The sequence below is a fragment of the Streptomyces sp. WAC06614 genome (assembly GCF_003949795.1).
GTDB lineage: Bacteria > Actinomycetota > Actinomycetes > Streptomycetales > Streptomycetaceae > Streptomyces.
Map to the genome: position 1 here is coordinate 1 of NZ_RPRY01000391.1, position 5908 is coordinate 5908.

The 5908-nt window shown below is 75.9% G+C and carries 3 protein-coding genes and 2 pseudogenes; 1 reads left to right on the top strand and 4 read right to left on the bottom strand.

The window, feature by feature from the left end; translation table 11 throughout:
* Positions 1 to 68: 68 nt before the first annotated feature.
* Positions 69 to 1070, bottom strand: coding sequence for a DNA polymerase III subunit delta (holA, locus tag EF918_RS31425; RefSeq protein WP_185922007.1), 1002 nt, complete (start codon positions 1068 to 1070; stop codon positions 69 to 71).
* 97 nt (positions 1071 to 1167) lie between these two features.
* Here holA and EF918_RS31430 point away from each other — a divergent pair, with 97 nt between their 5' ends.
* On the top strand, positions 1168 to 1410 hold the full coding sequence (locus EF918_RS31430) for a hypothetical protein (RefSeq protein WP_125652325.1): 243 nt from the start codon (positions 1168 to 1170) through the stop codon (positions 1408 to 1410).
* Between the two features lie 80 nt (positions 1411 to 1490).
* Here EF918_RS31430 and EF918_RS31435 read toward each other — a convergent pair whose 3' ends face one another.
* The 3 genes and pseudogenes from EF918_RS31435 to EF918_RS39355 all read right to left on the bottom strand — a co-directional run.
* Complete coding sequence (locus EF918_RS31435) at positions 1491 to 2354, bottom strand: YceI family protein (RefSeq protein ID WP_260610839.1); 864 nt, start codon at positions 2352 to 2354, stop codon at positions 1491 to 1493.
* A gap of 166 nt (positions 2355 to 2520) precedes the next feature.
* Positions 2521 to 4713 (bottom strand): annotated as a pseudogene (locus EF918_RS31440) (ComEC/Rec2 family competence protein); the annotation flags it as partial.
* 264 nt (positions 4714 to 4977) lie between these two features.
* A pseudogene (locus tag EF918_RS39355) lies at positions 4978 to 5850 on the bottom strand (ATP-binding cassette domain-containing protein); the annotation flags it as partial.
* Between the last annotated feature and the right edge of the window lie 58 nt (positions 5851 to 5908).

The following is a 5908-nucleotide window of genomic DNA, read 5'->3' on the forward strand; positions in this document are numbered from 1 at the left end:
TCCTCGTACTGACCCACTGCGCCCGCCCCACTCGGCCCGGGCGGGCCGAGTGGGGCGGGCGCAGTGGGTCAGTACGAGGACGGGCGGCGGGTGCGGGCGGCGCGGGCCACGGCCACCACCGCCTTCTCCAGGGCGTACTCCGGGTCGTCCCCGCCGCCCTTGACCCCGGCGTCGGCCTCGGCGACGGCGCGCAGCGCCTGGGCGACCCCGTCCGCCGACCAGCCCCGCATCTGCTGGCGGACCCGGTCGATCTTCCACGGGGGCATCCCGAGGTCCCGTGCCAGATCGCCCGGACGCGCCCCGCGCGGGGCCGAGGCCAGCTTGCCGATGGACCGGACCGCCTGCGCCAGGGCACTGGTGATCAGGACCGGTGCCACCCCGGTGCCCAGGGACCAGCGCAGCGCCTCCAGCGCCTCGGCCGCACGGCCCTCGACCGCACGGTCGGCCACCTCGAAGCTGGAGGCCTCGGCCCGGCCGGTGTAGTACCGCCCGACCACGGCCTCGTCGATGGTGCCCTCGACGTCGGCGCACAGCTGGGCCGCCGCGCTGGCCAGCTCCCGCAGGTCGCTGCCGATCGCGTCGACCAAGGTCTGGCAGGCCTCGGGGGTGGCCGACCGGCCGAGCGTGCGGAACTCGCCGCGGACGAACGCCAGCCGGTCCCCGGCCTTGGTCATCTTCGGGCAGGCCACCTCGCGGGCCCCCGCCTTGCGGGCGGCGTCCAGCAGCCCCTTGCCCTTGGCGCCCCCGGCGTGGAGGAGCACGAGCGTGATTTCCTCGACCGGCGCGTCCAGGTAGGCCTTGACGTCCTTGATCGTGTCGGCGGACAGGTCCTGCGCGTTGCGCACGACCACGACCTTGCGCTCGGCGAACAGCGAAGGGCTCGTCAGCTCCGCGAGCGTGCCGGGCTGGAGCTGGTCCGGGGTGAGGTCCCGTACGTCGGTGTCGGCGTCGGCGGCCCGGGCGGCCGCAACCACCTCCCGTACGGCACGGTCGAGCAGCAGGTCCTCCTGCCCCACCGCGAGGGTGAGCGGGGCGAGCGGATCGTCGGTGGAGTTCTTCCTCGTGGCCATCGGCTCCAGCATCGCACGCCGCACCGACAGTGCCCGCGGCACCGCCCGTGGCCGACGCCGTGGCCGGCGCCGTGGCCGGGTACCGGAGAATGGTGCGGTGAGCCTGCGACATGTACTGGTCCTGCCCGACCGCGACGCCGCCGAGGAGGTGGCGGAGGAGGTCGTGGACCGCTTCGGCCTGCCCGAGGAGCCCCAACTCGTCCGCGACGCCCTCGCGGGCGAGGACGACGCAGAGGACGCCCAGTGGCTGGTGGTCGTCGAGGACCCCCAGGCACGGCTCGACCCCACGGCCCTCGACGCCCTCGCCGCGACCCACGAAGGCTGGCTCGAAGCCCCGTAGCCCCGCCGCCAGGAGCCGCTCCCGTCCCTGGCCTTGGCGCTGGTGCCGGCCGGGCCCAGGGCGGGGACGGGCGGCCGGGTCTAGGCCTTGTGGACGATCTGGACGTCCAGACGGACCTCGACCGACGAGCCGATGGCCGCGATGCCCTGGGCCAGCATCGACTGCCAGTTCAGGGCGAAGTCCTCGCGCTGGAGTTCCGTCGAGGCGCGGCAGGCCGCGCGCGGCTCGCCCTCCATACCGGTACCGGCCCCGAGGTACTCGGTGTCCAGGGTGACCGAGCGGCTCACGCCGTGCAGGGTCAGGGCCCCGGCCACCGTCCAGCGGCTGCCGCTGCGGTGGATGAAGCGCTCGCTGTAGAACTCCAGGGTCGGGTGCCGGACCGCGTCCAGGAAGTCCGCCGACCGCAGGTGGTCGTCGCGCATCCGCAGCCCGGTGTCGATGCTCGCCGCGTCGATGATCACGTGCATGGAGGACTCCTCCATGCGTTCGGCTATCCGCACCGCCCCGGCGAACGTGTTGAACCGGCCGTGGATCCGGGCCAGTCCGATGTGCCGGGCCGAGAACGCGATGGCCGAGTGGGCCGGGTCGATCTCCCAGTGGCCGGGCTGCGGCAGCAGCGGCGGCTCGACCGGGTCGAGCACGATCTCCGCCGTGCCCGGCTGGGCACCACCGCCGACCAGCGTCGCCCCGTGGAACGGCGCGTAACCCTCCGCCGTGACCGTCAGCCGGTACTCCCCTTCCGGCACCGCCGCGGTGAACCCGCCGTACGGGTCGGTCTCTCCGCTGACGACCCCCCGGCCGATCGGATCGGTCACCTCGAACCGGGCCCGCCGGACCGGCTGGTGGACCGTGTCGAGCACACGACAGCTGAGCAGCTTGGCCGTGGGCGGCAGCGTCAGTGTCGTGGAGATCCCTGGACTGCTGCTGCTTCCGGCCGACTCCATCCCCCGCCGGCGACCGAACATGGTTGATGCACCCCCGTGCTGTGTGGACCGGGGCCTGAATACGGCCCCTTCTGGCGAAAACGCATTCGATCATGCTGGCGGACCCTGGGCAAACGGAGCCCGTGCCCCGGCGCGGCGCCCGCCGGGACCACCGCCGGCCGGCCGGAACCGCCCGCATCCGCGGACCCGTTCCGAGCACCGCCACCGCACCGTCGGTATCGGTGCGCAGCACCGCCGCTCCGGCCGCGCGCAGGAACGCCAGGGTGGTGGGGGCGGGATGGCCGTAGCGGTTGCCCGCGCCCACCGGGACGATCGCGAGCCGGGGTCGCACCCGCGCGTGCAACTGCCGGTCCTGGTGGGCGGAGCCGTGGTGGGCCACCTTCAGCACGTCGATCCGGCCGAGCTCCGGATGGTCCCTCAGGAGCCCCTGCTGGGAAATGGGTTCGAGATCGCCCAGAAGCAGCAGGCTCGGCCCGGACGTGTGGACGAGCAGGGCTACGCTCGCGTCGTTCGGCCCCACCCCGGACAGCCCGGGCGGTGGCCACAGCACCTGCCACTGCACCGGTCCGACCCGGCGCCGCTCGCCGGCCCGGGCCGGCAGGACGGGTACGCCGGCGGCGGCCGCGGCCCGCCGCACGGAGGCGGCACCGGCGGCAGGCTCGGCCAGTGTGGAGGTCTGGATCAGGCCGACCGAACGCCCCCGCAGCACCCCGGTGAGCCCGCCGACATGGTCGGCGTGGAAGTGGGTCAGGAGCAGCAGCGGCACCGTGACCACGCCCAGGGCACGCAGGCACGCGTCGACCGGCTCCGGCTCCGGACCCGCGTCGACCACCACGGCCGTGCCCGGTCCCACGGCGAGCACCCCCGCGTCGCCCTGGCCGACCGCGCACTGCACGTAGCTCCACTCGGGCGGCGGCCAACCGGTGAGCACCCGGGTGAGCTGCGGGGGCCGCAGCACGGCCACCAGCAGGAGCAGGGCCGCCAGGGCGGCGGGCCAGCGGTAGCGGGCGGCCGGGCCCGCCGACCGGACGGCGACCGCGGTCAGGGCGATCAACGCGGCCAGCAGCAGCCCGCCGGCCGGGCCGTCCGGCCAGGACAGCTCCGCCGCCGGGAACCGGGCGCCGGTACGGGCGACCAGGGCGATCCATCCGGCGGGCACGCCGGCGCAGTGGGCCAGCAGCTCGGCGAGCGGCGGGCAGGCCGGGGCCACGGCCAGGGCCGCGAACCCGAGCACGGTCGCAGGCCCCGCCGCCAGCTCCGCCAGCAGGTTGCACGGAACGGCCACCAGGCTCACGCGGGCGGTGAGCACCGCGACCACGGGTGCGCAGACGGCTTGTGCGGCCGCCGCCGCGGCCAGCGCCTCGGCCGCGCGGGGCGGCAGCCCGCGCAGCTGGAGGGCCGCGCTCCAGCGCGGGGCGAGGAGCAGCAGGGCGGCGGTGGCCAGCACCGAGAGCAGGAAGCCGTAGCTGCGGGCCAGCCAGGGATCGCAGAGCAGCAGCAGGACGACGGCCGCGGCCAAGGCCGGCACCAGCGAGCGGCGCCGGCCGGTGGCGATCGCCAGGAGCGTGACCGCGCCGCAGGCGGCGGCCCGCAGCACGCTCGGCTCGGGCCGGCACACGACCACGAACGCCAGGGTGAGCACGGCCCCGCCCAGGGCCGTGGCCCGCAGCGAGAGCCCCAGCCGGGGGGCCAGGCCGCGCCGTTCGGTGTGCTGGGCGCTGCCCGGAGGTCCGATCAGCAGGAACAGCACCACGGTGAGGTTGGAGCCGGACACCGCGAGGAGGTGGAGGAGGTCGGTGGCCCGGAAGGCGTCGTGCAGGTCCGGCGGCACCCGGGAGGTGTCGCCGACGACGAGTCCGGGCAGCAGGGCCCGGGCGTCGGGGGCCAGGCCTTCGGTGGCGGCCCGTAACCCGTCGCGCAGCGCACCGGCGACCCGCTGGACCCCGTCCGGGCCTCCGACGACCCGGGGCGGTGCGTCCCCGGTCGGGCGGAGCAGGGCGACCGGCCGCTCCCCCGGCCGGGCCGGGGCGAGGCGGGCCGTCACGGCCAGACGGGTGGAGGGCAGCAGCCGGGTCCAGGCCGGGTCGTCCCCGGCCAGCACCGTCACCGGGGTCGCGACCCGGGTGACCGCGCCGTCCGGCCCGGTGACCCGGGTCAGCTCGGCGTCGAACACCACCACGGGCGGCCCGGCCCGGCCGCCGGCCCGGTGGGGGTCGGAGCCGACGGTCAGCTCCGCCGTCACCCGCGCGTGCCGGGCCGCCAGGCCGGGCACCGGCCCGGCCCGCTCCTCGGCCCGCTGCAACCCGGCCGCCCCGGCCGCGGCGGGGCCGGTCGGGTCGGTGGGGCCGGCGGGCAGCACGGGCTGGCGGGGGACGCCGGTGACGTACCGGCGCTGGAGCGGCGAGTCCCGGTACTCCTGGGCCCAGTCCCGCTCCCGCTGGTTCTCGAAGGCCTCGAAGGCCTCCGGCCACTGGGTGAAGCCGAAGAAGCCGAGGGTGTCGGCGGGTGGCCCGAAGTAGGCGGTCCGGCCGCCGGGCGCGAGGACCAGCAGCCGGTCGCAGACGTCGAGGCTGAGCACGCTGTGGGTCACGACGATGACGGTCCGGCCGTCGTCGGCGAGGTCGCGCAGCGTGTGCATCACGGAGCGGTCCATGCCGGGGTCCAGGCCGGAGGTGGGCTCGTCGAGGAACAGCAGGGAGGGCTTGGTCAGCAGTTCCAGGGCGACGGAGACCCGCTTGCGCTGGCCGCCGGAGAGGCTGTGCACGGGTTGTCCGGCGCGCTGTTCCAGGCCGAGTTCGCCGATGACCTCGTCGACGCGGGCCTCGCGTTCGGCGCGGGCGGTGTCCTGCGGGAAGCGGAGTTCGGCGGCGTACGACAGGGCGCGGCGGACGGTGAGCTGGGCGTGCAGGATGTCGTCCTGGGGGACCAGGCCGATCCGGCCGCGCAGTTCGGCGTAGTCGCGGTAGAGGTCGCGGCCGTCGTAGAGGACGGTGCCCCGGTCGGCGGGACGCAGTCCGGTCAGGGCGCCGAGCAGGGTGGACTTGCCGGCGCCGCTGGGTCCGACGACGGCGAGCAGGCTACGGGCGCCGACCGGGAAGGAGACCCCGTCGAGGAGGGTGCGGCGGCCGTGGTCCACGTGGACGGCGAGGTCCTGGACGTCGAGGGAGACCTCGCCGGTGTCCACGTACTCCTGGAGCCGGTCGCCGGCCAGGCAGAAGGCGGAGCGGCCGATGCCGACGACGTCGCCCTCGTGGAGGAGGGCGCGGTCGATGCGGGCGCCGTTGAGGTAGGTGCCGTTGTGGCTGCCGAGGTCGACGATCTCGTAGGCGCCGTCCTCGCGGGCGGTCAGCTCGGCGTGCCGGCGTGAGACGACGAGGTCGTCGAGGACCAGGTCGTTCCCGGGCGCCCGCCCGATCCGCAGCACGGTCCGCGCATCCAGCGGCCGCACCGAGGCGGGCCGCCGGAAGGTCCCGGTGAGCGAGGGCTCGGCCACCACGGAGGGCCCTGCGGCCCGGACACCGGAGACAGCTGAGGCCTTGGGGGCTGGTGGGGCG

Excerpts from the sequence above, each read along its gene's own strand:
- holA (WP_185922007.1), bottom strand. The coding sequence starts at position 1,070 with ATGGCCACGAGGAAGAACTCCACCGACGATCCGCTCGCCCCGCTCACC.
- EF918_RS31435 (WP_260610839.1), bottom strand. The coding sequence starts at position 2,354 with ATGGAGTCGGCCGGAAGCAGCAGCAGTCCAGGGATCTCCACGACACTG.